General features: G+C 61.9%; 21 protein-coding genes. 13 read left to right on the top strand and 8 right to left on the bottom strand.

The window, feature by feature from the left end; translation table 11 throughout:
• The first annotated feature begins 8 nt into the window (after positions 1–8).
• Positions 9–1,403, top strand: a complete 1,395-nt coding sequence (locus INT40_RS00315; protein ID WP_101570463.1) for a class II 3-deoxy-7-phosphoheptulonate synthase — start codon at positions 9–11, stop codon at positions 1,401–1,403.
• 171 nt (positions 1,404–1,574) lie between these two features.
• Here INT40_RS00315 and INT40_RS00320 read toward each other — a convergent pair whose 3' ends face one another.
• A complete protein-coding gene (locus INT40_RS00320; protein ID WP_193095233.1) occupies positions 1,575–3,632 on the bottom strand; it encodes a protein kinase domain-containing protein in 2,058 nt (685 codons plus the stop codon).
• Positions 3,629–4,717: a LysM peptidoglycan-binding domain-containing protein gene (locus INT40_RS00325; protein WP_193095234.1), complete on the bottom strand. Its 1,089-nt coding sequence runs from the start codon at positions 4,715–4,717 to the stop codon at positions 3,629–3,631. The genes INT40_RS00320 and INT40_RS00325 overlap by 4 nt, the downstream gene beginning before the upstream one ends.
• Before the next feature lie 136 nt (positions 4,718–4,853).
• Here INT40_RS00325 and INT40_RS00330 point away from each other — a divergent pair, with 136 nt between their 5' ends.
• Positions 4,854–5,204 (top strand): Rv2175c family DNA-binding protein, encoded by a 351-nt coding sequence (locus INT40_RS00330; RefSeq protein WP_101570460.1) that lies wholly within the window; start codon positions 4,854–4,856, stop codon positions 5,202–5,204.
• Positions 5,205–5,253: 49 nt separating this feature from the next.
• Here the strand turns inward: INT40_RS00330 and INT40_RS00335 are convergent, their stop codons facing one another.
• Positions 5,254–6,459: a polyprenyl synthetase family protein gene (locus INT40_RS00335; protein ID WP_193095235.1), complete on the bottom strand. Its 1,206-nt coding sequence runs from the start codon at positions 6,457–6,459 to the stop codon at positions 5,254–5,256.
• Complete coding sequence (locus INT40_RS00340) at positions 6,456–6,998, bottom strand: hypothetical protein (RefSeq protein WP_226830481.1); 543 nt, start codon at positions 6,996–6,998, stop codon at positions 6,456–6,458. The genes INT40_RS00335 and INT40_RS00340 overlap by 4 nt, the downstream gene beginning before the upstream one ends.
• Positions 6,999–7,064: 66 nt before the next feature.
• Between INT40_RS00340 and dinB the strand changes: the two genes are divergently transcribed.
• Positions 7,065–8,324, top strand: a complete 1,260-nt coding sequence (gene dinB / locus INT40_RS00345; RefSeq protein WP_193095236.1) for a DNA polymerase IV — start codon at positions 7,065–7,067, stop codon at positions 8,322–8,324.
• 129 nt (positions 8,325–8,453) lie between these two features.
• Positions 8,454–8,864 carry a DUF3040 domain-containing protein gene (locus INT40_RS00350; RefSeq protein WP_101570456.1) on the top strand — a complete coding sequence of 137 codons (411 nt, stop codon included), beginning with the start codon at positions 8,454–8,456 and terminating at the stop codon, positions 8,862–8,864.
• Between the two features lie 492 nt (positions 8,865–9,356).
• Here the strand turns inward: INT40_RS00350 and INT40_RS00355 are convergent, their stop codons facing one another.
• From INT40_RS00355 to INT40_RS00365, 3 genes are read right to left on the bottom strand one after another with little or no spacing between them, the layout of a single operon-like run.
• Positions 9,357–11,729, bottom strand: coding sequence for a transglutaminaseTgpA domain-containing protein (locus INT40_RS00355; RefSeq protein WP_193095237.1), 2,373 nt, complete (start codon positions 11,727–11,729; stop codon positions 9,357–9,359).
• The gene (locus tag INT40_RS00360) at positions 11,693–12,844 is read right to left on the bottom strand and encodes a DUF58 domain-containing protein (RefSeq protein WP_193095238.1); all 1,152 of its coding nucleotides are present in this window, start codon (positions 12,842–12,844) and stop codon (positions 11,693–11,695) included. Before INT40_RS00360 ends, INT40_RS00355 begins: the two co-directional genes overlap by 37 nt.
• Before the next feature lie 4 nt (positions 12,845–12,848).
• On the bottom strand, positions 12,849–13,838 hold the full coding sequence (locus INT40_RS00365; RefSeq protein ID WP_101570453.1) for an AAA family ATPase: 990 nt from the start codon (positions 13,836–13,838) through the stop codon (positions 12,849–12,851).
• 588 nt (positions 13,839–14,426) lie between these two features.
• Here INT40_RS00365 and mraZ point away from each other — a divergent pair.
• The 8 genes from mraZ (at position 14,427) to murD (ending at position 24,039) form a co-directional block, all read left to right on the top strand.
• Complete coding sequence (gene mraZ / locus INT40_RS00370) at positions 14,427–14,858, top strand: division/cell wall cluster transcriptional repressor MraZ (protein WP_009883133.1); 432 nt, start codon at positions 14,427–14,429, stop codon at positions 14,856–14,858.
• A 166-nt stretch (positions 14,859–15,024) separates the two neighbouring features.
• Positions 15,025–15,987 carry a 16S rRNA (cytosine(1402)-N(4))-methyltransferase RsmH gene (gene rsmH / locus INT40_RS00375; protein WP_101570452.1) on the top strand — a complete coding sequence of 321 codons (963 nt, stop codon included), beginning with the start codon at positions 15,025–15,027 and terminating at the stop codon, positions 15,985–15,987.
• Positions 15,984–16,550, top strand: coding sequence for a hypothetical protein (locus INT40_RS00380; protein ID WP_101570451.1), 567 nt, complete (start codon positions 15,984–15,986; stop codon positions 16,548–16,550). Before rsmH ends, INT40_RS00380 begins: the two co-directional genes overlap by 4 nt.
• Positions 16,551–16,599: 49 nt before the next feature.
• Positions 16,600–18,381 carry a peptidoglycan D,D-transpeptidase FtsI family protein gene (locus INT40_RS00385; RefSeq protein ID WP_193095239.1) on the top strand — a complete coding sequence of 594 codons (1,782 nt, stop codon included), beginning with the start codon at positions 16,600–16,602 and terminating at the stop codon, positions 18,379–18,381.
• Complete coding sequence (locus INT40_RS00390; RefSeq protein WP_193095240.1) at positions 18,381–19,958, top strand: UDP-N-acetylmuramoyl-L-alanyl-D-glutamate--2,6-diaminopimelate ligase; 1,578 nt, start codon at positions 18,381–18,383, stop codon at positions 19,956–19,958. The genes INT40_RS00385 and INT40_RS00390 overlap by 1 nt, the downstream gene beginning before the upstream one ends.
• Before the next feature lies 1 nt (position 19,959).
• A complete protein-coding gene (locus INT40_RS00395) occupies positions 19,960–21,426 on the top strand; it encodes a UDP-N-acetylmuramoyl-tripeptide--D-alanyl-D-alanine ligase (RefSeq protein WP_101570448.1) in 1,467 nt (488 codons plus the stop codon).
• Positions 21,423–22,511: a phospho-N-acetylmuramoyl-pentapeptide-transferase gene (gene mraY / locus INT40_RS00400; protein ID WP_101570447.1), complete on the top strand. Its 1,089-nt coding sequence runs from the start codon at positions 21,423–21,425 to the stop codon at positions 22,509–22,511. Before INT40_RS00395 ends, mraY begins: the two co-directional genes overlap by 4 nt.
• Before the next feature lie 7 nt (positions 22,512–22,518).
• Complete coding sequence (murD, locus tag INT40_RS00405) at positions 22,519–24,039, top strand: UDP-N-acetylmuramoyl-L-alanine--D-glutamate ligase (RefSeq protein ID WP_319020807.1); 1,521 nt, start codon at positions 22,519–22,521, stop codon at positions 24,037–24,039.
• Between the two features lie 27 nt (positions 24,040–24,066).
• On the opposite strand, the gene INT40_RS00410 is transcribed toward murD, so the two are convergent.
• Positions 24,067–24,297 (bottom strand): hypothetical protein, encoded by a 231-nt coding sequence (locus tag INT40_RS00410; protein ID WP_193095241.1) that lies wholly within the window; start codon positions 24,295–24,297, stop codon positions 24,067–24,069.
• Between INT40_RS00410 and ftsW the strand changes: the two genes are divergently transcribed.
• Positions 24,275–25,723 (top strand): putative lipid II flippase FtsW, encoded by a 1,449-nt coding sequence (gene ftsW, locus INT40_RS00415; protein WP_226830482.1) that lies wholly within the window; start codon positions 24,275–24,277, stop codon positions 25,721–25,723. The two genes, INT40_RS00410 and ftsW, sit on opposite strands and share 23 nt — an antisense overlap.
• The last annotated feature ends 1 nt before the right edge of the window (position 25,724 follow it).

Consider the following 25,724-nt stretch of genomic DNA (forward strand, 5'->3'; position numbering starts at 1 on the left):
GAACGATTGTGAGCTTCCATATCGATCCGGTATTCGCCAACAGGAACAGCGCCCCAGCGGGCACAAACGATCTCAGCGGTCTTGACGACTGGCGTGAGATGGATCCGCAGCAGCAGCCGACCTATCTCGATGGACAGGCGCTCGGCGATGCACTGACCAATCTGAGCAACTCTCCGCCACTGATCTTCGCGGGTGAGGCAGACGTGCTCAAGCAGCGTATTGCGGCGGCTTCCCGTGGTGAGGCCTTCGTCCTCGCAGGGGGCGACTGCGCCGAGTCATTTGCCGGCGCTCAAGCCGACAAGATCCGAGCCAGAGTTCAGACCGTGCTGCAGATGGCAGCCGTGCTCACCTACGGCGGTTCGATGCCGGTCGTCAAGATCGGTCGCATGGCAGGCCAGTTCGCCAAGCCCCGTTCCGCTGACATGGAGACGCGGGATGGTGTCACACTGCCTTCGTACCGAGGCGATATCGTCAACGGCTATGAATTCACCGAGGAGTCACGCCGTCACGATCCTGCACGACTTCTGCAGGGTTACCACGTCTCAGCTTCCACGCTCAATCTCATCCGTGCCTTCACCCAGGGTGGTTTCGCGGACCTGCGCCTCGTCCATGAGTGGAATCGCGGGTTCCTGACGTCCAACCCCGGTTACCAGCGCTACGAGCAGACTGCGCGCGAGATTGATCGTGCCATCCGCTTCATGGACGCTTGTGGAGCTGACTTCGATGGATTGAAGACCACAGAGTTCTATGCCGCTCACGAGGCTCTTCTACTCGAATACGAACGTGCACTGACCCGGATCGACTCCCGCACCGGCCAAGCCTACGATGTGTCCGGACACTTCCTATGGATCGGCGAACGTACCCGCGACATCGACGGAGCCCACGTGGACTTCTTGTCGAAGGTGCGTAACCCGATCGGCGTCAAGCTCGGTCCGACAGCCACTGCCGATGAGGCTCTGGCGCTGGCAGAGAAGCTCGACCCGGATGCTGAGCCTGGTCGTCTGACCTTCGTGACTCGCATGGGAGCAGGCAAGATCACCGAGGCGCTGCCGAAGCTGCTCGCCGGAGTCGGCGACCGTCTGCCGCACGTGACCTGGGTCTGCGATCCGATGCACGGCAACACTATTACCTCGAACACCGGATACAAGACCCGCCGGTTCGAAGATGTCATGGCCGAGGTGGAGGGCTTCTTCACTGCGCATCAGAACGCCGGAACTATTCCTGGCGGACTGCACATCGAGCTCACTGGTGACGACGTCACCGAGATCATGGGCGGAGCGACCGAGATCGACGATGAGGGTCTGCGCCGTCGCTACGAGACGCTCGTCGATCCTCGACTCAATCACGACCAGTCGCTGGAGATGGCCTTCCAGGTCGCGGAGTACCTCACCCGTCGCAACTGACGGGACAGCGAGTTCGCGACAGAGTGGGTCGGTGACAGCGAGTCGGCAGACGTCGACCCATCTGCGCAGACAGCAACGAAATCGGTGGCCGTGCGATCACATCGCATGGCCACCGATTTCATTCACTCGCACGAAGAACCCCGCACCAAGTCAGTCAGCTGAGTGACCGGGTCACTTGTCCTGCTTCTTGTCCGTGTCCTTCTTGCTGTCTTTTTTGCTGTCCTTGCCGTCGTCCTTCTTCTTCTCATCCTTCTTGTCGTCCTTGGACTCTTCCTTCTTCTCTTTGCCCTTGGAGACACGGACGATGATGAGGGAGTCAACGGGCTTCGCCTCGGAGCTCTTGGGCCACTGTGAGACGATCTTGCCCTTGGGCACGTCGTCGGAGAAGACCTCGTCCTTGCCGACACGGAATCCGCGTTTGGCGAGAGTGGCATAGGCGGCGTCGAAGGTCAGGCCCTCGACATTGGGCACGGGGGTCGGCTTGACGCCCTTGGACACGACCAGATCAACTTTGGTGCCCTTGGACAGGTCCTCGCCGGATTTCTTCGAGGCGGAGATGACGTCGTCTTTGTCGACCGAGTCGCTGTACTTCTCATCGACCTTGCCCACCTTGAGGTCTGCCTTCTTCAGCGCGGCCTTCGCGTCGTCGGTACTGAGGTCCTTGAGTTTGGGAACCGCGAACATCTCTTCGCCCTTGGACACTACGACCGTGACGGTTGATTCCGGTGGAAGTTCAGATCCGCCGACTGGGTCGGTGCCGATGACGACTCCGGCCGGGACGCTGTCGTCGAAGACTTCCTTCGGCTGCGCATCGAGACCGGTGTCCTCAATCTGCGAGGTCACCTTGTCCAGGTCTTTGCCCGCTAACTGAGCAGGGACGATCGAGGTGGGCGCGGGCATGTTCGCAATGACCAGCCAGGCCACAAGAGCAAGGACGAGTACCGCGGCACCGATGGTCGTCGCCAACCGTCGTCTGCGCCGACGGGTCACCGCTGCACTCGCCGAGGTTGTTCCTGCAGCGGCCGCGATCGCGTGCTCCTCGTCGGAGTCGTCTTCACCGTGTTCGGGTTCGTCGTCAGCAGCGTCAGCAGCGTCAGCCTTAGCCGCGGCAGCCGCACCAGCTGCACTGACGCCTTCCGCACCAGCTGCACCGACGCCTTCCGCACCAACAGCTGCGACAGCGGCAGCTGAGTCAGAGTCCTGGTCGTCGTCAGAGCCGTCCGCTTCGGCGCCCTGGCTTGCTCCGTCCTCGTCGTTCTCGAGATAGGGGATCTCGTCTGTGCGTGATCGTTTCTCCTTCGGAGCTTCAGCTCCGAGATCGATGCTTGCAGTCAGTGCGGGGGAGTGCTTACCCGGTACGACATTGGGATCGCCGAGGTCGAGTTCGCTTTCGCTCATCTCGGATCGCGCCTCGGCGAGGGCAAGGCGGAATTCTGCGGCATCGTCGGGACGGTCATTAGGGTCCTTGGACGTTGCCCACAGCACCAGCGCATCGAGGCGCGGACTCAGGCCCTCGACCTGGTCCGATGGGGGTGGCACTGAATCGTGGACGTGGCGGTAGGCCACCTGGATGGGGACCTCATCCGTATAGGGCTGCATCCCGGTGAGCATCTCGTAGAACATGATGCCGACCGTGTAGAGGTCGGTGCGGATATCCGCACCTGCCCGTGTGACGAGTTCGGGCGCCACATAGCCGACGGTGCCGATCAGAGTCTTGGTCGTGGTCGCGGTGGTGACAGCGCGTGCCAACCCGAAGTCGGCGAGTTTGACCTGACCGTCGGTGCCGAGGAGGACATTGTCGGGTTTGAGGTCTCGATGGATGATTCCGGTGGAATGGACCGCCTCGAGTGCTGCGAGGATCGCGTCGAGGACGACTATCGCCTGCCGGGGAGTGAAGGTGCCTCGGTGTTTGAGTTCGCGGCGCAGGGTCACAGATGGCAGGTACTCCATCACGAGATAGACTGTGTCGCCGTCGCGAGCCTGATCATGGATGGCAACGAGGTTCGGGTGGGTCAGTCTTCCGGCATTGATGGCCTCGCGTCGGAACCGCTCGACGAAGGTCTCGTCGCTGATGAGGTGGTCATGCATGACTTTGATCGCGATCTCACGGTCCAGACGCAGATCTGTGCCGCGGTAGACCATGGCCATTCCACCGCGCGCGATCTTCGCATCGATACGATAGCGGTCGTTGAGAACGGTGCCGATGAGTGGATCCGGGCGGGAACTCATAGCGCCTCCTGCATTCGCTGTCGCTGCATTTGAACGGCGCGGACGAAGGCCTTCGTCTCGGGCAGCAATCCATCGGATCTGACGGAACGCAAGTCCTGGTAGTAGCCGGCAAGTGCCTCGTTCTCCGATTCGGCGGTTTCGACCAGCCATCCCAGAATGACGGTTCCCGCCACGATGTTGTCGGCGAGGTCAAGGAGGTCGAGGCTGCGGCCGACGATGTCGCTCGCCCACCTGCCCGAGCGAGGGGTGACCTGCATGATGCCGATGGCGTTTCCGGCCGAGACCGTGGTGTGCTGAAAACCTGATTCCTGTGCGGCGACTGCCTGCATGAGTGCCGGATCGGCGCCGAGCTCTTCTGCGATCGAGGCAACGATGAGCCGTGCCTGTGCCGGTGCCGGGTGAGTTCTCTGGAGCAGAGTGAACTTATTGAGGCGGGCGGCGGCAAGCACATTGGGGCGGATGCCCTCGACCTGTGCGCTCGTGGCGACGCGTGGAATGTCGGTCGGAGGTTTGGGAGGCGTGCGATGCCGTCGAGCCGTAGAGTCCCGGAGCAGCAGCAGTTCACCGACCTTGAGGAACGAGTCGTCGTCCATCGAGTTTGCACGACGCAGCGTTCCCGGCGACATCTGATGTCTGGCTGCGATTCCGGGCAGCGTTTCGCCGGGCGCAACGACATGTGAAGGGTCTGTATCGGGCAGGTCGTTCTTCTCCGGCAGGGACAGCACCTGTCCCTGGTGGAGGTTCTGACGTGGCGAAATACGATTGAGCTCAGCCAAAGCAGGCACGGAGACGCCGTGTTTGCTGGCAACACCGTAGAGAGTGTCGCCTTCCTTGGTTTTATAGGTGCGACCGCCGTGCGTGACCGGAACGGTCTCGCCGTTGGTTCCAGACGTCCATTGCGGTCCCGGCGCAGTCGTCGAAGACGAAGTGGGGGAGGGGGCCGCCTCAGCGGGGGTATCGTCGGCGTCGTCATGATCCGTGGGGATGGGGTCGGTGAAACCGGGAATGGGCCCAGTGGAATTCACCTTTGAAGCAGCACGGATGTCAGGAGCGGCGGTAACGGGCACCTGGGGATTCCGTCGCATTCGTGTCATCTGTCACCTGTTGACTTCATATCGGATGGGGAAGTTTCACACTCCAGAGTATCGAGTGCCCGGCCTGCACCCGAGCATTCGGCTCCGCATGGCGGGGTGTTTCGCAAATATTGCTAGGCTTGGGGATGTGAATACGGAAGAACTCGTCCAGGATTGGGCCACATTGCCAGATATCGCCGAGTCGACGGGCCTTGGCATCATGCAGGTGCGCAGGCTGTTGGAAGACGGTGCGATCTGCGGCTATAAGCACGGCAGTCCCAAAGTGATGCAGGTGCCGTCAGCCTTCTTCGTCGACGGTTCGGTGCTCACCCCTCTGAAAGGCACAATCAGCACCTTGCGGGATGCGGGTTTCGACGATCAAGAAGCCATCGACTGGCTCTTCACCCCAGATGACTCTCTGCCCGGTCGTCCCATCGATCTGCTGCGAGCCGGCAACCGCAAAGAGGTCAGGCGCCGGGCACAAGCCCTGGCATTCTGAGCCTTCGGTCCTCTGAACATTCAGCCCTCTACACCTTCAACTGAGGTTCTCAGCTCGTCCGATAGCTGAGAGCCTCAGCAAAACCCGCGAGCTGCTTCTGGGCCGTGGGGCCGATCTTTGTCCGGGTTGAGTCAGCGTCATTACTGACCGTCGCCCAGTCCCGGGCAACAGACAGAGCTTCGTTATATTTGGTTTGGATGAAGGATTCGACTGCGTCGAGGCCCCCCGACTCGATGAGCATCGACACACATTCCCCAACCTCGGCGTCGGTGAGCTTGGGATCGCCGAGGCGCGCGGCCATGATCTGAATCTGCTCCGGACTGAGATTCTTCATGCTTTCGGCAATGAGGACTGTGCGCTTGCCCTCACGGATGTCATCGCCAGCCGGTTTCCCCGTGGCAGCCGGGTCTCCGAAGATGCCGAGCACATCGTCGCGGAGTTGGAACGCTTGGCCCAGCGGGAGCCCGAACCTGGAGATTTCGGCCATTTGCTTCTCGTCTGCGCCACCCAGTGCCGCGCCGAGGAGGAGCGGCTGTTCGACGGAATACTTCGCGGACTTGAAGCTGAGGACCTCCCACGCCCTTTCGCCGATGCGCTCGTCGTCCAACGGGACCACCTCGGCAAGGACATCGAGATACTGCCCGACCATGACATCCCGCCGGAGTGTGGCCCGCAGATTCCGTGCCGAAGGCGTGATGCCCAGAACCGTCTGGGACTTCTCGAAGAGCTCTTCGCTGAGTGCGAGGCAGATGTCACCGATGACGATGGCGGCCGCGACCCCGAAAGACTCGGCTCCGCCCTGGTAACGGCGTTCGGAGTGACTGGACTCGAATTGGCGATGCAGGGCCGGTTTGCCGCGGCGTGTATCGGAATGATCGATGACGTCGTCATGGATGAGGGCGGCCGCGTGGAGAAGTTCGAGGGACCCTGCGGCTTCGGCGACACCGTCAGCCCAGTTCCCTCGAGAATGATCGTTCCCGGTCGCCAATTGGAAACCCCACCACAGCAGGACCGGACGGATCATCTTCCCACCCCGAGTGAAGTCGAGGAGAGCCTGACCGATGTCCTGAGCATCCGGGGAGATCGAGAGGAACTCGGCCGCTTTCGATTCGAGGAAGGCTTCGATCCCGGTCGAGACCTCGGCCGCAATCGACTCCGGTGAATCAAGAGCATCGACACAGCCATTACGGGGCGACGTCCCGGCGGTCTCTGCAGCTTGAGTGCCAACCGAGGACGGAGTATCGGCACTCATCATGGAACGATGTTCCCGCCGACTGTCACGATTGACTTCGCCTTCGCAGAAGGATCCTTAGCGATTGTGACGACGAGCAGACCCTCATTGTCCTTGTGCCGGAAGTTCACGACCTGGGCACTCTTCGTCTTGACCTCTTTGCCATACGTTTCGAATCCGGCCTTCTCCAATGACTTGGAGTAGAACTTGAAGATGTCCTTCGGCTCGGCCTTGGCGCTCATGACCAGACTGACCTGTTCAAGCTTGCCTGAATCGGCTCCGTTCTCGGCCTTCGCGCGGGAGCTCGACAGCACAGTCGAGTCCGGGTAGGGCTTGAGAAATTTCGGAAGGTCTTTGGCGTCGGTGGAGGTATCCTCGGAGTCCTTGCTCGGCTGTTCGCTGTTCGCGGCCTCCGAACCTTCATTCGGTGAACCTACGGCCGACGACTGCGTCTCCTCCGGGGTGGGTGTTCCTTCAGCAGCCTCGTTGGCCGGTCCCGAGCATCCTCCGAGGAAGAGGGCGGCGGCGAGGGGCAATGTCATGACAGTGGCGCGCGATACCATGACTACAGACTACCCGGACTGAGCGACGGGAGCCGAAAGGAGCCAACGCAGACACATGGGTGCTCGATGAGTCGTAAACAGCTGGCACGGTCCGGTGGCGATCTGAGCCGCCTCGGAACGGACGATACCGGTGCCACGATGCTCCACCTCGACATGGACTCATTCTTCGTGTCGGTGGAGCTTCTGAGCCGCCCGGAGTTACTGGGCCGTCCCGTCATCGTCGGTGGTCGCAGCGGGCGGGGAGTTGTGGTCTCGGCCAGCTATGAGGCGCGCGAGTTCGGTGTCCATGCGGCTATGCCCATGAGCCGGGCGATGACCCTCTGTCCCTTCGCCGAGGTGATCCCTCCTTCTCATGACCTGTACTCCACGTATTCTCAGAAAGTCTTCGACCTGGTGGCTGAGGTGACTCCTGACTTTCAGCAGGTCAGCGTCGATGAAGCCTATATCGATGTGTCCGGAGCGGTGCGCAGATTGGGACCTCCCGTGCTGATCACCTCCGAGCTGCGATCAAGGATCGAAGCACAGACGGGACTGAGCGCATCGGTGGGCATCGCCGGCAGCCGCGTCGTTGCGAAGCTCGCGTCCACCCGCGCCAAGCCGCACGGGCAGCTGCTCGTCCCGCTGTCGGCAACTCAGGTGTTCCTCGATCCCATGCCGATCGAAGCGCTTCCGGGTGTGGGGGAGAAGACGAAGGATGGGTTCTACAAGTACGGCATTCGTCTGATCGGGGACTTGGCAGCGGTCGACGAAGCCTGGGCCGGTCGGGTCTTCGGCGCCCACGGTCATCATCTGTGGCGCAGCGCCCACGGGCTGGACACACATGGAATGGACCGGCAGGTCAAAGACCGGTCGATCAGTGCTGAGCACACCTTCAACGAAGACGTCTGGGATCTGAGTCAGCTTGAGCATGAGCTGCTGCGCTTGGCGGACAAGGTTGCGCACAGGATTCGAGCCGATGGCAAGGTCGCCACGACGCTGGGGATGAAGTACCGGCTCGCTGACTTCACGACACTGTCACGATCGATCACCCTCGATGCTCCGACCGACCTCGCCCGAGAGATCTATGAGGCGCTGCGGCCGGCCATGAGGAGCTTGCGCGAGCAGAAACCCAAGGGTGTGCGCCTGCTGGGTGTCCGCGCTGCCGGCCTGATGGACTTTGCGGTCAGCGGCAGGCAGGCGAGATTGGATGAGGCCGAACACTCAGGCAGGGAAGCTGAGGTTGCGCTCGACGATGTGCGGAAGAAATTCGGAACCGCCGCGATCTCTCAGGCGTCTCTCCTCAAAGCGCGTCCTGACCACGAAAATACGGGCCCTGACCACGTTTAGGCTGTGAGGTGTCCCATAGTCTGAGGACGTAGTGAGAATCCGGGCTATGGGCGGGCCTCAAGATGTTTTTTCGGTGTTCAGAGACTATGATTGAGTCATCAGGCCAGAGTAAGGAAACGGGGGTTCGAGATGCCACTCTCCGATCACGAACAGCAGCTGCTCGATCAGTTGGAGAAGCAGCTGCGCAGTGAAGACCCACGTTTCGCACGCAATATTTCAGAAACCCAGGCAGCAGCCAATGGGCCAGGGTTCTCCGCGAAGCGATTCGTGGTGGGTATTCTGCTCACGCTGGTCGGCATCGCCGTGACGATCTTCGCCATCTATATGGTGGCGAGCAGCACATGGTGGATCGCCCTCGGCGTTGTCGGATTCGGTTTTATGGTTGCCGGCATGTACTGGGCTTTCAGTCGCCCGCACCAGATCGGCGACAAGACGAAGTCCGCTCAGCCTTCGAACGGTCCTAAGACTGAAGCGAAGGGTCCGTCCGGTTTCATGGACCGGATCGAAGACCGGTGGGAGAAGCGCCAGCGCGGAGAATGATCCGCGCGGCGCTCAGGTGAGCCGCTCAGGTCTGTCCTTAACCAGGAGACCTGAAGCTCGCTCACCTTCGCATGCAGATACCTTCCGATCTACCGCTGGGCACTCAGTCGCACACGAAATAGGCGTCCTCTTCGCAGAGGGCGCTTTTTCGTGTCCACTTACGCAATATCGCATCGACATACGCTCGACATACGCTCGACATGCGCAGACGCTCACGCATGCACCCCACAGCGTCAACGGGTCGCAAGCACGCCTCGGCCTCAACAGGACCGTGCCTGCCTACGTAGGCAGGCACGCACCTCTCTCGGCGTAAGCAGTCGCTAGAGAATAGGTGCTGGAGCACAAATGTCTGCATCCCTTGGGGTCGGTCTCCCGATGATCTGTTGCACGCACCTGCAGAGGACAGTCCAGATGCCGCCTAATTGGGCTGGCCTTGAATGAACGCTGCCCCGGACGCGAATGGCATCCGGGGCAGCGACAGAGACGGCGCTATCAGCGCGGCGGGTTGAAGATACTGGCCGGCCAGATTCTGGCGGTAATCCGGCTCCCGGGAGAAGCGTTGTCCGCGAGATCTGTCCTGACCTCGTCGACGAGGGCACTGACCTCAGCTGACGAGATGCTCCTCTTGCTCGAACCGTAGCGTTGCGCTTCAAGGGCACCGACGAAAGCCGACAGAGCAGTGTCACGGTCAACACTGCCTGTTCCCGAAGGCGGAGCGGGACTGCGCAGGGCGGTGAAACCATCGGTGGAATCGCCTCGAGCGGCAGCCGCTGACGAGCCAAGTTCCGCGGAAGAGTCGCCAGATTCATCGGGCCCGCGACTGGCTCTGCTGGCCAATACGAGTTCGTTGAATCGCAGTGTCCGACTGGGGTCGAGGCTCTGACCGTAATCGGTCGACAGCGCCCGCACCTCTGTCCAGACCTTTTCAAGCTGTTCAGGGTCCCTGGTGCGTCGGTGACTCAGGAAGAGCCTCCACAGAGCGGGAATCGCTGCAAGCAGCAGGATCACCAGTAGGATCAGGCCTGCCCACAGGTACGTTCCGAGGTTCGCGTCGGCTGGTTCTGCTGCCGCACTCGTCTCAGTATCGGAACTCTCAGACTCAGCAGGCTCGGACTCCTTCGATCCGTCAGTGGGCTCTTCCGACGGTGATGAAGTCTCTTCGGAATCCTTCTCGGAGTCCTCTCCGGTGCTGCCGCTGGCCACCGTCCATTTCGGTGGGTCGCCAGCGGGACCGCCTGGAGTGGGCTCGAAGCGGACCCAGCCGGCTCCCTCGAAATACAGTTCCGGCCAGGCATGCGAATCCTGCATGGTGACCTCGTAGCCCTTGTCCTTCTCAGTGCCCTCGCCGAAGCCGACACCGATACGGGCCGGAATCCCCATCGTCCGAGCCATGATCGTCATCGCCGATGAGAACTGAACACAGTAGCCCTTCTTATCGACGAGGAAGTCAGAGATCGCATCTCCGCTGGCTTTTTCGGGAGCATCCAGAGAATACTCGAAGTCACCGCTGCGGAAATATGCCTGGAGCAGTACGGCTGCTTCCCACTGGTTGTTCGCGTCCGCTGTGACCTTCTCCGCAGTCTCCTTCACGCTGCCAGGCAAGCTGTCCGGGACTTCGAGTTCCGTCTCGAAATCACCGGAGTTCACCGGTGCTGCGCTCCGCAGATCCTTCACGTCAGGATTGATGGAGAGATAATCCATCGAATAGTCCTGCCCACCGGACTTCTCACCATTGCCGACGACGGTCAGAGACTTCTCGTCATAGATCCAGCGCCGATCCAAACCGGTCGGCTGCTGCGGTGCGTACGGGGTCGGAAGGTATTGCTGATCGAATTTGTCAGTGACGGTGACGTCGATGCGCTCTTCGCTGTAGTTCTTCTCCCGCGGGAGTCCCTGAGGCCAGGGCAAACCCTCGTCCGCGATGGCGAATGGGTCGAGGGGGAACGGTGTCGGAGCCCATGATTGGCCGTCGAAGGAGTTGATCGAGGTCAGCCTGATCGGCTGCCCTTCAGACTCTGTGGTGGTGTAATCGAAGAGGGGCGAATCGTCACGGTCACCAAGATCGGCACGCAGGTCGAGGAACGGATTCGTGACAGTCAGGTCGCCCTTATCGTTTGCCGCACGATCCGGCAGCGTCGGAACCTCAGGCAGCAGCACCGGAGCTCCGATGCCGATTGCGACCGCCACGGCACCGGCCACGGTCGCGGTCACGCCGCCGCGCCACTTCGCTGACGGGAAATATGGGCTGAGGATGAGGATGAGGAAGGCCGCCAGGATGGCGACGACGTGCCACCACTGCACCTGGATGGGAGCGAAGAAGACCGGGATCATCCACAGCACCAAGAGCAGAACACCGCTGACTTTGGGGGCTCTGAGGTCGGAGACGAGCCCGTCGATGAGGATGGTGATCAACGTGAACGCGATCGTCAGCATCGTGGTGAAGCCAGGTGTGCTGGGAGCTGGGGGAGTCGTTGCGTAGAGATCGCTGACTCCCGAGGACAGGAGGTCGATCACGGTGGTGAACGAAGCGCCGGTGGGCACGACGCCGAGCAGCAGCGTGCTCGGCGCACACAGCACGAGAACTGCGATCACGCCCACGACGCACTGAGCGATGACAGCAGCTCCGGTGGCCCGAAGGACCGGGACGCTGCGGAAGATTGCGCCGACGACGACGATCAGGAGGATCGAAATGAGGACGGAGGGCAGCCACGCGAAGTCGGAGAAGACGGCGGAGAGTCCGATTGCGGCCAAGACCATGGCCACGAACACGGCACCGGCCTCGAGCCATGCCGGGGAGCTCCTCTCCGGGCGGTCCTGTGTATCGGGGTTCATCGCTTCACCCGCTTCGAATCGAATGCGGTCCATGATTCGGGCAGATCCTCGCTCAGTCCCACCATCGTCAAGTCAGCGATGTCGTCGAGGCTGCGGACGGTCACCGGAACGCGTCGAGAGAACTGGGCTGCCAGCTCTTTTCCGCGAGCGGCGTCGACGGCGCAGATGACGATGTGGTTGGGGTTGTCATGAGAGGGCAGTTGCATTTTGCCGGCCTCGACGAGGGCGGTAAGCAAACGCAGTCTGTCGATATCGCGCTTTCCTTTGAACCTGATCTGATGGCCGGGGGCGACGACGAAGACCTCATAGTCTGCCCGCAGGAAAGCTGTTCCAGCGGCAGCGGCAGCGGCCAGGAGGAACTCGATCTCCAACGCGTCAGGATGGCCCTCCTCTTCGCCCTTGAGGTCGACGACGATGAGTGCGTAGAGCGTCTCTTCGTCAGCTTCGTGTCGGACCATAAGTTCACCGGACTTCGCGGTGCTTGGCCAATGGACATGTCGGAGATCGTCTCCGGGGACGTATTCACGTGTATGGAAGTCCCGAGCTGTGTGGCCGGCACGTACCTTGCCGTCGTCCAACCGGGCCGGTCTGATCGCCGAGTCGGTGGGTATCCGCGCGGGAAGGATCGGAACCGAGACCGCTACAGGGTACCCGGCGATGACCTTCTTCTTCCGCGTCACCAGGCCGAAAGGACCAGAGACGGTGATCAGCACGGTTTCAACGCCGCTGAGACCACGACGGTTGGGAGTGAACGACGTCAGGACGGTCTGAGAGGCGCCGTGAGCCAGAGGAGGAACTTCTCCGACAGTGGAGTCACCGAACCCTTCGTCGGCCACGAAGCTGATGGTCGAGGACGGAATGGCTAGGCGCCCGGTGTTCGTCACCAGGGCTTCTACCTCAACCTCTTTGCCCTCATGGGCAAGCGGGTAGCGGTCTCTGGACTGAGGCAGTGCCACCGTGGGCAGTCCCGTACGCAGGGTGATCGAGACACGGCGCGTGCCCCAGGTGATCAGCAGCGCCGAGAGGATGACCAGTGCCAGAAGCAGAATCCCAGCAGGCAACAGCCCGGGGAGCGCAAACCGATAGGCGGTGATGATCAGTGCGACTCCGGCGAGGACGAAGATGATTCCTGAGGTGCTCAGACGCATGTGGTCACTGAACCGTCGAAATGGGCACTCGGGCCAGGAGCCGGCCGATCAGTTCTGCCGCCAGCTCGGAATCGTCACCATCGCGCGGGATGATCCGGTGAGCCAGGATGTAGGGAGCAAGAGCCTGAATGTCGTCCGGGGTCACGAAGGTTCGTCCCGACAGCGCGGCGCGAGCCTTAGCTGCCCGGAGGAGGTGAACGCCACCTCGCGGGGAGCAGCCGAGGAGGATGGCCTCGTCGTTGCGGCTGGCGTGGAGGATGGAGACGATGTATTCGCGCAGCTCTCGGGTTGCACTGACATGTCGGACGATTCCCCGGGCCTGATTGATCTGCTCGAGACTGGTCACCGGAGTCGCGCTGGAGAGCGGATCGTGTTCGATCTGGTTGTCGAGCAGGTCGATCTCGTCAGCAGTGGCGGGGTAGCCCAGGGAGATGCGAGTCATGAAGCGATCTCGCTGCGCCTCCGGAAGCGCGTACGTGCCTTCCATGTCGATCGGGTTCTGAGTGGCGACGACGATGAATGGCGAGGGCATCTGGTAAGTCTCACCGTCAATGGTGGCCTGACCCTCAGCCATGCACTCAAGCATCGCGGACTGAGTCTTGGGGGAGGCGCGGTTGATCTCATCGGCGATGACGATGTTGGCGAACACCGGCCCCTGCCGGAACTCGAAGTGCCTGGTCTCCTGATTGAACAGGTTCACACCGACGACGTCGGTCGGCAGCAGGTCGGGAGTGAACTGGATGCGCCTCACCGAACCATCGACGACCTTTCCCATGGCTCGTGCCAACAGAGTCTTTCCGACTCCGGGCACGTCCTCAAGGAGAACATGGCCCCCGGCGAGGAGCGCTACGAGTGACAGCCCGACTGCCTCGTCCTTGCCCTCGAGGACGGCATTCATCGCTGTGCGTGCCCGTGTGGTCAGTTGCTGAACCCATTCGATGTGCTCGGCACCGATCACGGAATTGGTCTGAGTACCTTCTTGGCTGATCGACATGCTCCCATTGTCCCCTATCCCGTCTCCTGCATCCACATAGGCATCGCCCGACCTTTTAGGCCGTTATCGATCAGCTTCCCCGCCTGCGTCCGAGCGGCCGAGTGATTCCGGCGCCCCTCCTGCAGAACCGGGCATTCAGAACCGGGTACTTAGGGGCCGAGCAGCAACGTGCCGGCCTTGCCGTGCACGCGACCCCCACATCCGACGCCACTTTGCTCCCCACCGTCTTCCACGCAGCACTCCCCACTTCACTCCCCACTTTGCTCCACCCGCGGTCTCCACTTTCCTCCCCACTTTCCTCCCCGAGTGGCCGCACACATCGGTTTTCCGCGCGAAATCAGGGACCTGGACCCCTGTTGGGTCCTGCGGTGGTCGGGCGATCAGGGCTGCGAAGCATCGGAATACGAGCCTCACAGACCATCTTCGACGCGCCGTTCGGAAATTTTCCCCACTTTCCTCCACCTATCTGACCTGGGGTTATATAGATCAAATAGGTGTCGGACTAGTGAAGTACTAGATTACGTGGAGGGAAGTGGAGTACTGTGGTTCATATCGGAGCCAATTGGGTTTCGAAAGGGGTGAGACGACATGTTCTTGGGCACTCATTTGCAGAAGCTCGACGACAAAGGTCGCCTCATCCTGCCCGCAAAGTTCCGGGAGGAGCTTTCGCCCGGTCTCGTATTGACCCGTGGACAGGAGAACTGCCTCACCCTGTTCCCCACCACGGAGTTCGAAGCCGAGCACGAGCGAATCCAGAACGCGCCGAAGACGAATAAGGAAGCTCGCGATTACCAGCGTGTCTTCCTGTCGGCGGCTTTTGCGGATCAGCCGGACAAACAGGGACGCATCACGGTCCCGAACATATTGCGGCAGTACGCATCACTTGATCGGGAAGTTGCAGTGATCGGCATGGGCAACCGCGTCGAGATCTGGGATTCGCCGACATGGGATAACTACCTGGTCGGCGCTCAGCAGGCATTCGCTGAACGTGAGAACGAGGTGATCCCCGGAGTGATCTGATTCTGCTCGGGTTTGATCCTTGCCCGCCGTGTTCGAGTTTCGGGGAACTTCCCCGTTTCCGAAGCTCGGCAGTCCTGACACACTTCCCCGGTGCCAGGGCCACGGCGGACAAGGTTCTGGCTCCAGCAGTTCACCCCCACGACGACCACCCACGAAGGGCTCACCTATGAACGATCAGCATGTACCGGTGCTCCTGGAGCGCGTGGTCGAGCTCATCGGGGTCGGAGTCCAGGCCGCCAGGGACAACGGACACCCACCGATCGTCGTGGACGGAACCCTGGGAATGGGCGGGCACTCGGAAGCAATCCTCACCGCCTTCCCCGATGTCCACCTCATCGGCGTCGATCGCGACACCCAAGCCATCGACATCGCCACGAAGCGACTCGCTCCCTACTCTGACCGCATCGACATCGTCCATGCCGTCGACGACGAGATTCCAGAGATCCTTGACGACCTCGGTGTCGATCACATCAGCGCCGTCCTGCTCGACCTCGGAGTATCGTCCCTGCAGCTCGACGAGGACGAACGAGGATTCTCCTACTCCCGGCCCGCACCCTTGGACATGAGGATGGATCGAACCCAGACCCTCACCGCCGCCGAGGTGCTGGCCACCTATTCCGAAACTGAACTGCGTCGCATCCTCCGTGAGTACGGCGAAGAGAAGATGGCGGGGCGGATCGCGAAGATCATCGTCACCGACCGTGAGGAAACCCCGTGGGAGACCTCGCAGCAGCTTGCGGCGATGTTGGGGCGGGTGCTTCCTCAGACGAAGAAGAAGTCACACCCGGCGAAGCGGACTTTCCAGGCGCTGCGCATCGAGGTCAACGATGAGCTCGGTGTGCTGCGGACGGCGCTGCCAGCGGCATTGCAGGCGCTGCACATCGGGGGAGTGGCGGTCATCGAGTCGTACCAGTCCCTCGAGGACACGATCGTGAAGAAGATCTTCCGCACCGCAACCACCACCTCGGCGCCGCCGGACATGCCGGTGGTTCCTGAGGAGCTCCAGCCGTGGTTGACCGAAATCATTCGCGGGGCCGAACAGGCCGACAGTGACGAAGCAGACAACAACCCTCGCGCCAAGAGCGTGCGACTGCGTGCAGTACAGAAGATCAGGGAGGCAAGATCGTGAGGAACGCTCAAGCGGCCGTCCGCCAACCCCGCGTCACCGAACGGACGCGGCGCCTCGAAGAATCCGTCAGCAGGCCAGGTCCACCGCGGCTCAAACTGCTGAAGTTCGAGCTGCCGAAAGCCAGGGTCCCGTTCTCGATGCTGTGTGTGGCGATCCTCGTGGCCACCCTCGTCGCAGTTCTTCTGCTCAACATCTTCATCTCCCACACCTCGTATCAGATCGACCAGCTGAACTCCGAGAAGGAACAGCTGGCCGAGCAGAAGGATCGACTGGTCGAAGACAATTCGTACCGCGAATCTCCGCAGAACATCTCGATCGCGGCCGAAGAACTCGGGCTGGTCCGAGACTCCTCGCCCGAGTTCCTCGATGCGAAGACCGGGAAGATCATCGATGCGCCCCCGATCGACGTCAGCGGAGAAAAGAAGCCGACAGTTGTCCCCGGCCCGCGTGCCAATACCCGCGAAGACCTCCGTCCCAATCTACGATCGGATGAGAAGCTGCCAGTAGTCGGTGGCAGCCCCAGCAAGGACATCGCGCCACCGGCTCAGGACGCTCCGAAATAAGGCGAGTCCGACAGCCGCACGCCGACCAGCAAGGACCAAGGACAGTGCAATGGGCCCACGAGCCACTCGGGTGAAGAACAAAGGCGGACGAGGCAAGCCCAACCTGCGCATGCGGATGGCACTGATCGCTGCTCTGTCCATCCTCGTTCTCCTCGTCACCTCGGGACGACTGATCTCGATCCAGGGCATGGATTCGATGAAGCTGGCCGAGAAGGCACTGTCCAACCGTCTCGTCACCAAGACCCTTCCTGCCGCACGAGGTCAGATCCTGGCCTCGGACGGCACGGTCCTCGCTGACAGCGTCTCCAGGTATCAGGTCGTCGTAGACCAGCAGAACGTGGCCCAGTACAAAGTCGACGGAAAACTCGTCGGTGCCTGGGGAGCTGCAGAAGCCCTGGCCAAACCGCTCGACACCGACCCGGGGCTGCTGTACCCGAAGCTCGTCGGTGACAAACGCTGGAACCCTGTGGCCAAGGGGCTCACCTCCGAGACCTGGCGTGCCGTGAAGAAACTGAACATCCTCGGCATCTCCGCCGAAGAATATGCCGTACGTTCCTACCCCTCAGGCGCCGTGGCCGGGAACCTGGTGGGCTTCCTCAGCTCCGACGGCCAGCCCCAGGCGGGCCTGGAGATGGCCTACGACAAGCAGCTGAGCGGACGCGACGGTCAACAGCAGTACGAACGTGGTGCCCGGGGTGAGATCATCCCTCTCGGCGAAAACAACACACGAAATGCAGTCGATGGCGAAGGTCTGCAGACGACGATCGATCCGGAGCTGCAGTACTACGCCCAGCAGGCGGCCGAGGAACAGCGGAAGAAGCACGAGGCCGAATCGGCCTCGATCGTCATCAAGGACATCAAAACCGGCAAGGTGATCACCGCCGCAGACGCACCCAGCGTGGATCCCAACTCACCGGGCAAGGTCGGCGGCACCGACCGCGGATCGCGCATCTTCACCGACGTCTTCGAGCCCGGCTCGACCGCCAAGATGGTCACGGCTGCCGCGCTGCTCGATCAGGGACTCGTCACTCCAGAACAGGAATTCACCGTTCCGGACAAATGGAAGGCACCCAACGGAGAAGAGTTCCGGGACTCGCACCCACACCCTGATGAGAAGCTCACCTTCGCGGGGATCCTGGCCCAGTCTTCGAACACCGGAACCATTCTGGCCGGAAACAAGCTCGACGAAGAGCAGCGCTACGGCTACATGAAGAAGTTCGGCTTTGGATCGACCACGGGCATCGGCTTCCCCGCCGAGACGGCCGGCATCCTCCATCCCTACAAGGAGTGGGACGGGCGCACCAAGTACACGGTGATGTTCGGTCAGGGCGTGGCCGCGAATGCCCTTCAGACCACCGACGTCATTGCGACCATCGCCAACGGCGGAGTCCACATCCCCTCGACGCTCATCGACGGAACGGTCTCACCCTCAGGCAAGACGATCCCGAGCCCGGCTGAGGAACCTCAGCGCGTCATCAGCAAGAAAGCCGCTGACCAGACCCTGTCTATGCTCGAAGGCGTCGTCGCCGAAGGCACCGGAAAGTCGGCGCAGGTCTCCGGCTACAGGGTGGCCGGAAAGACAGGCACCGCGCAGGCGCCGGCTGCGGAAGGCGGCGGTTACGACGGCTACACTGCATCGTTCGTCGGTGTCCTTCCCGCCGAGGATCCGCAGATCGCGATCTCCGTGACGTTGCAGCGGCCCCGAAACGGCTATTACGGTGGAAGCGCCGCCGCACCAGTCTTCTCCGACGTCGCCGGCTTCACCATGCGCCACCTCAAGATCCCACCGTCGACCGCAGATCCCCAGCTACCTGCTCGAGAATGGAAATAATGCGTATCTCACAGCTGCTGCCGGCAGCACCCGGAACCATCCACGGAGATCCCGACCGCGAAGTCGGGGGAGTCTCCCATGATTCGCGCACGGTAGCGCCGGAACAGCTCTATGCCGCGCTGCCTGGAGCGAACGTCCACGGCGCGAAATTCGCCCCCGACCTCATCGCACGCGGGATCACTGCGATCCTCACCGATGCGACCGGCTGGGACATGATCACCGAAAACGTCGACCCGCAGTCCCTCGCCGAGGTGACCGGGCTGATCGTGGAGCACCCGCGGTCAGTTCTGGGCTACGTTTCGGCCGCTGTGTACGGCACCTCGGGCAGCCCTCAGCTGATCGGTGTGACCGGTACCAACGGGAAGACGACGACCACCTACCTTGTGGACGGAATGCTTGAGGCTCTCGGACATCGCACAGGTGTCATCGGCACCGTGGCGACGCTGATCGCCGGCGTGACCGAGCCGAGCGTGCGCACGACTCCGGAAGCCCCTGAGCTGCATGCCCTGTTCGCGAAGATGCGCTCCGCTGATGTCGATACCTGCGCGATGGAGGTGTCCTCACATGCGCTGAGTCAGCATCGGGTCGACGGCGCCCACTTCGTTGTCTCAGGTTTCACGAACCTCTCGCAGGACCACCTCGACTTCCACAACTCGATGGACGAATACTTCGGAGTCAAGGCCGAACTGTTCACCCGAGCCTTCTCCGACACTGCTGTCATCGTCGTGGAAGACAAGTGGGGCGAGAAGATGGTGGAGGCGGCACAGGTGCCGGTGCGCACGCTGGGACGCGACGATCGCAGTGAATGGAGGATCGAGCACACTCCAGGAGAATCCGACTTCATCCTGCACCTCGGCGGAACCGGAGAAGACGGACCTGAGGATGACGGGATCGCACTGCGATCCCCGCTGCCGGGCGATTTCAACGTCACGAACACCGCACTGGCCGCAGCCATGTTGCTGGAAGCTGGAATCTCAGCCACAGATCTCAACGCCATCGGTCGGACCTTCACCGCCTCGGTCCCCGGACGCATGGAGATCATCGACGTCAGCGGCCCACGTGCCGAGGGCCAATCGCATCCCGAGCATCTGCCGCGTGCAATCGTCGACTACTCACACACTCCCGATGCGATCGAGAAGGCACTGCAGTCGCTGCACGCCGACAGTGATGAACTCGTCATCGTCTTCGGCGCCGGCGGCGATCGTGACAGGGGAAAGCGATTCGGAATGGGTCAAGCGGCCGCTCGGGGAGCCGACGTAATCGTGCTCACCGACGACAATCCGCGCACCGAGGATCCGGAATCGATCAGAGCCGCCATCAAAGAGGGCATTGAGGCGGAGATCTCAACCGGAGGCGTACGTGTGAAGAAAGTCATTGAAGTGGCCGAACGAGGCGCCGCCATCGACGAAGCCATCGCCGCTGCCGGAGCCTCCACAACCGTGCTGATTGCAGGGAAGGGACACGAAACCGGACAGTCCGCCGGTGGGACAGTAACCGACTTCGACGACCGTTCGAGGACACGCTCGGCGCTGCGAGCGCGACTTGACGGTGTACAAACAGGTAAAGTTCACAGTTGATATGAAGCGACTGAGTGCAGCCGAAATAGCAACCGCCGTCTCCGGCGAGTTGTACGGCGTAGACCCCGAGACCAAATTGTCCGCCGGAGTGGTAACCGATTCGAGAGAAGTCGGGCCCGGCGATATCTACGTTGCCCGCCGAGGTGAGTCCTTCGACGGCATCGAATTCGCAGCAGCAGCCGTGGAGGCAGGCGCAGCGCTGATTATCGGCGAATCCGTTCCCACCCTCGACGATGCGACCCTGCCGACCGTCCTCGTCTCCGATGCCACCGAAGCACTTGGCCAGCTGGCCAAGTGCAACATCGAGGCACTGCGTGAGGTCGGAGAGATCACGGTCATCGCGATCACCGGTTCGGTCGGCAAAACCACTGTGAAGGACCTCGCCGCCGATCTGCTCGCCGGTGAAGCCGAGACCGTGTGGCCGCCCAACTCATACAACAATGAGGTCGGAGTGCCCTTGACGGCACTGCGGGCGGGGGAGTCCACCCGCTTCCTGGTCCTGGAGATGGGTGCCCGTTCCATCGGCAACCTCGCCTACCTCACCAGCCTCGTTCGCCCCGACATTGCTGTCGAACTCGCTGTCGGCACCGCTCACTCGGGCGTCTTCGGCTCGATCGAGAACACAGCACGTGCCAAGGCGGAGCTCGTCGAATCCCTCACCGCGGGATCCGTCGCGATCCTCAACGCCGACGACTCTCGAGTCGCAGGGATGCGCGAGGTGCTCTCGCCCGAGGTCGACACCCTGTGGTTCTCACAGCGGGAATCACTGCCTGAATGGGTCGCGGAGGAGGACTCCGTTGTTCGCGGAACCGGAGTCACGACCGACGCTTCCGGGCACGCAGCCTTCTCACTGGACTTGCCTGGCGAGGAGCCACAGGACGTCCGACTGGCTCTGATCGGCGAACACCATGTGGGCAATGCCCTCGCCTCCGCAGCCATCGCCCATGCCTGCGGGGTGGGAGTGAAGTCCATCGTGACCACACTCTCAACCTCCTCTGCTGCGAGCCGTTGGCGCATGGAGCTCATCGACTCCCCGTCCGGCGTGACCGTGCTCAACGACGCCTATAACGCGAACCCCGAATCGATGCGCGCTTCTCTGAAGACGCTGGCATCGATGGGTCGCGGCGACGAAGACAGCCGACCACGTCGGACATTCGCCGTTCTCGGCGAAATGTTGGAGCTCGGCGACGAATCGATCTCCGCCCACTCCGACATCGGCGAACTCGTCGTGCGACTGAACATCACTCGCACCATCGTCGTCGGTGAGGGAGCAAAACCCATTTTCAACGCCGCGAACCTCGAAGGTTCATGGGGTAACGAAGCGGCTTGGGTTCCGACCGCAGCCGAAGCGAAGGACCTGCTGAGTGCGGAATTGGCACCCGGGGACATCGTCTTGTTCAAGTCCTCCAGAGATGCTGGTCTGCGCTATCTCGGAGATGAAATCGCCGGTGTCTCGGGGGCCCAATGATTGCCGTACTGCTTGCCGCCTGCCTGGCACTGATCCTGTCGCTGGTCGGCACACCGCTGTTCATCCGCGTCCTGGTCAAACGAGGCTACGGCCAGTTCGTCCGTGATGATGGACCGACGTCTCACGCCACGAAGCGCGGCACACCGACCATGGGCGGCGTCGTCATCATCGGTGCTGCCATCCTCGCCTACCTGCTCGGGCACCTGTTCACCGGTTCCGTGCCCACCGCGTCCGGTCTCCTCGTTCTCTGGCTGGCCGCAGGGCTCGGCGTGGTCGGCTTCCTCGACGACTTCATCAAGATCAGGAAGCAGCGTTCCCTCGGCCTGCGACCGGTGCCCAAGCTCCTCGGTCAGGGCTTCGTCGGGATCTCCTTCGCGGTTTTGGCACTGCAGTTCCCGAACTCCTTCGGTGAGACTCCGGCGTCGACGAAGGTGTCCTTCATCCGTGACACCAACCTCGACCTGGCCTTCGGCTCCGCAGTGCTGGGTCTCATCCTGTTCGTCATCTGGGCCAACCTCATCGTCACCGCAGTCTCCAACGCGGTGAACCTGACCGACGGACTCGACGGATTGGCCGCCGGTGCTTCTGTGGTCGTCTTCGCCGCCTATGTCGTCATCGGCACATGGCAGTCGACCCAGAACTGCAACCTGATGACAGACGCGACCAACGCCTGCTATTACATGCGCGATCCCCGTGACCTCGCAATGGTCGCAGGAGCGATGGCGGCAGCCTGCTTCGGCTTCCTCTGGTTCAACACCTCGCCCGCGAAGATCTTCATGGGCGACACCGGCTCCCTGGCCATCGGCGGCGCAATCGCCGGTCTCGCGATCATGTCCCGGACCGAGCTCCTGCTCGTCGTCCTCGGCGGTCTCTTCGTCATCATCACTCTGTCCGTGATCATCCAAGTGATTTCGTTCAAGACCACCGGCAAACGTGTCTTCCGGATGGCTCCGCTCCAACATCACTTCGAACTCAAGGGGTGGGCCGAAGTCACGATCGTAGTGCGCTTCTGGATCATCGCCGCGCTCTTCGTCGTCGCCGCAATCTGTCTCTTCTACGCCGAATGGGTGTCTCGCGTTGGCTGAGAATCCTGTGACTGACTATCCCAACGCCGAGGCGATCCCGGCAGCACTCGTGGGTCCGAGCTCGTCCTTGGACGGGCTGTCGATCCTGGTCACCGGTCTCGGTGTGACAGGGTTCCCCGCAGCGGTTCATCTCGGTGAGCGGGGTGCCGACGTGATCGTCGTCGACGGTGATGATCAGGCGGATGTCAGCGAGAAGGCTCAGATCCTCGAGGTCTTCGACGTCGACATCCGCCGCGGAGCGGAGCATGTCACGCACCTGCCCGAGCAGCCGCTCGATCTGGTTGTCACGTCTCCTGGTTGGCGTCCCGATCATTCGCTGCTCGTGGCTGCCGCCGAGGCTGGCGTACCCGTCATCGGCGAGGTCGAATTGGCATGGCGGATCCGTGGCACCAACGATGCCAAATGGCTGGCCATCACCGGCACCAATGGCAAGACGACGACCACGACGATGCTCGAATCTATGCTCCTGGCCGATGGGCTCAAGGCCAAGGCCTGCGGCAACATCGGTGCACCGCTCCTCGAAGCCGTGCTCGAACCAGGACTCGAAGTGCTGGCGATCGAACTCTCGAGCTTCCAGCTGCACTGGCAGTATTCACTGAGCGCCGATGCCGCCGCTGTGCTCAACATCGCCCCCGATCATCTGGATTGGCACGGCAGCGCCGACGCCTACGAGGCCGACAAGGCCAAGATCTATCACCAGGCCAAGACCGCGTGCATCTACAACGTCGCCGACGAGGTGACCCTGCACATGGTCGAAGAGGCTGACGTAGTCGAGGGCGCCAAGGCCATCGGCTTCACCACAGGCATCCCACGGCCGGGAGAGCTGGGTGTCGTCGAGGACATGCTGGTCGACCGTGCCTTCATTACGCAGCGTTATTCCTCGGCCGCCGAGCTCGCCTCGGTCGACGACGTGGCCGCGGCCACGGGAGTTGCTGGCCGTGCACCGGCGGACCACCAAGTCTCGAATGCACTCGCCGCCGCCGCTCTGGCCCGCAGCATCGGTGTTCCTGGTCAAGCGATCTCCCAAGGCCTGAAGAACCATTCGCTCGGTGCTCACCGCATGGTCACCGTAGCTGAAAGCAATGGTGTCAGCTGGGTTGATGATTCGAAGGCGACGAACACGCACGCGGCAAACGCCTCACTCGGCAGTTTCGACTCGATAGTCTGGATCGCCGGGGGACTGCCCAAGGGGGCAGACTTCACGTCGCTGTTCGCCGATCACGGCCACCGACTCCGAGCACTCGTACTCATCGGGGCAGACGACGCTGCCTTCCGCGAAGCCATTGCCGCGACAGTTCCAGATCTCGAAGTGATTCGGATAGAACCTGCACTCGCAGTGGATTCCGGCGTCCCTCGCCGTCGCGGTGAAGCAGTGGTCGCTGCCGCAGTCGAAGCCGCTGCAGGCATTGCCCAGGCCGGAGATACCGTACTGTTGGCACCCGCAGCAGCAAGCATGGACCAGTTCCTCAATTACAACACTCGGGGTGAACTCTTCACTCAGGCTGTCCACGCTCACCTGGGGAACTGACATGGGTCGGCAGGCAAGTGCGAAATCTCAGTCACGCCGTCGTCCCAGCTCGAGCAGGTCGGCCGAGCCGGCTGTGGCCCGAGCAGGAGACACGATGGCCGCAGCTAAGAAGGCCGCCACAAAGCCGAACCCAACAAAGCCGACCGCAGCGAAGTCGAGTGCAACAAAACCGAACACAGCGAAGCCGAGCGCAACAAAACCGAACACAGCGAAGCCGAGCGCAAAGTCGCCCGCCATGAAGAAGTCGCCGACCGCCAAGAAGTCGACAACCTCACACCTTGTCGGGGCGAAGGCTGTTGCCGGTAAATCAGCCGGTTCGAAGACCGCCGCTGTTAAGAACCGGACCGCAGCGAAGAAGACCAGCAGCGCGCACAAGACCGCCAGTGCGCAGAAGACCACCGGCACGGAAACAGCCTCCGGCACTCATGATCAGCCGCGAGCAGGGAGCACCCGGGCCGCGCTGTCCTGGGCGCGTCGTGAATTCGCTCGCGTCTCTGCCTACCCGCTTACGACCTACTATCTGATTCTGGTCTCAGTCCTCGCCCTGACGTCACTTGGTCTCGTCATGGTCCTCTCCGCGTCCTCGATCACCTCCTATGACGGGGGCGAAGGATCATCTTTTGCCTACTTCAATAAGCAGGCGGGCTTCGTCACGATGGGTATCGTCCTTATGCTCGCGGCCTCGTTCTTCCCGCTGCATTGGTGGCGCAAGTTGGCATGGCCCGCGCTGCTGCTCGGCGTTTTCATGCAGGCTGCTGTGTTCCTCCCGGGTATCGGCAAGTCGACGAAGGGCAACGCCAACTGGATCCAATTCGGAGGGTTCCAGCTCCAGCCTTCAGAGTTTCTCAAGATTGCGCTGGCCGTCTGGCTGGGTGCCGTGCTGGCCAGCAAATACGGAAAGATGACCACCTTCGGGCACGCGATGATGCCGGTCGTCCCAGGCATCATCCTCGCAGTGGGTCTCGTCGTCGGCGGCAATGACCTCGGCACGGGCCTGGTGCTCATGGCCATGGCCCTGGTCTGTCTGTTCATCGGCTTCTTCCCGTGGAAGTACTTCCTCCTGCTCTTCGGCTCTCTGGGCGGTGTCGCGCTATTCTTCGTCTTAAGCTCGCAGAACCGGCTCGCACGCATCACCTCAGCGCTCACCGGCCATGCGGACCAGACCGCGTCCGACGTCACCGGCTCGGCTTGGCAGTCCAATCATGGCCTGTTCTCCTTGGCTTCTGGAGGCTGGCTCGGTGTGGGCCTCGGTGCCAGCCGTGAGAAGTGGTCGTGGCTGCCCGAGGCCCATAACGACTTCATCTTCGCCATCATCGGCGAGGAACTCGGGCTGCTCGGGTCCTTGGCTGTGATCCTGATGTTCGTGGCTCTTGCCTGCGGAATGGTCCGAGTGATCCTGCGCTCGAAATCCAGGTTCATCCAGATCGCCACGGCCGGACTCTTCGCCTGGCTGATCGGCCAAGCAGCCATCAATATCTGTGTCGTGACCGGACTTCTGCCGGTCATCGGCCTGCCCCTGCCTTTTGTGTCCTACGGCGGCTCCTCCATCATCGCGTCACTGCTCGCGGTCGGGGTGATCCTGTCCTTCGCACGCACCGAGGACGGAGCTCCTGCTGCGATCAAGGTGCACAGGGACCGTGTGAGATCTTCGTTCGCCGTACTGGCCAGAAAGAGAAAGAAGTGAG

It is taken from the genome of Brevibacterium sp. FME17, assembly GCF_014897515.1.
Taxonomy (GTDB): Bacteria; Actinomycetota; Actinomycetes; order Actinomycetales; family Brevibacteriaceae; genus Brevibacterium.